This is a genomic window from Chryseobacterium artocarpi, assembly GCF_001684975.1.
Classification (GTDB): Bacteria; Bacteroidota; Bacteroidia; order Flavobacteriales; family Weeksellaceae; genus Chryseobacterium; species Chryseobacterium artocarpi.
Genome location: NZ_MAYH01000033.1, coordinates 1 through 452, shown reverse-complemented (window position 1 = coordinate 452; position 452 = coordinate 1). Strand labels below are relative to the sequence as shown.

Annotated in this window: 1 pseudogene; it reads right to left on the bottom strand. The window is 30.1% G+C overall.

Features of this window, described 5'->3' with window-relative positions:
• Positions 1-285: 285 nt before the first annotated feature.
• A pseudogene (locus BBI01_RS22545) lies at positions 286-452 on the bottom strand (cytosol nonspecific dipeptidase); the annotation flags it as partial.

Below are 452 nucleotides of genomic sequence, written 5' to 3'. Positions count from 1 at the left end.
ACATAAGGAGTTTGTTTAGTAAGGTAGTTGAAATATTCTTCTACCTGATGATAATAGGTGATTTGTTTGCCGTAAGTAGGCAAAAATTCATAAGGACTTTTTATTTGTGCAAAAGCCAAAGCACTAATGTTAATCCATAACAGTAGTAATAATTTTTTCATATCAAATCAAAATTTTACCAAAATTAGTGAATATATCCCTATTAATAGTAGGGTTGTTAATAAAAAATCCAAAACGGATAGGGTTTTGGATTTTTTTTATTAATTATTTAGTGTAAAATAGCTCTTATTTCTTCACTGGAATATTTATCAAGATTTCTTGTAAATATTTCCAGAATTTTTGAGTGGAAGAAATGCTTGCTCTTTCGTCTGGAGAATGCGCTCCTCTAATCGTAGGTCCGAAACTTACCATTTCCATTTTTGGGTAATTTGCACCAATAATTCCGCATTCTA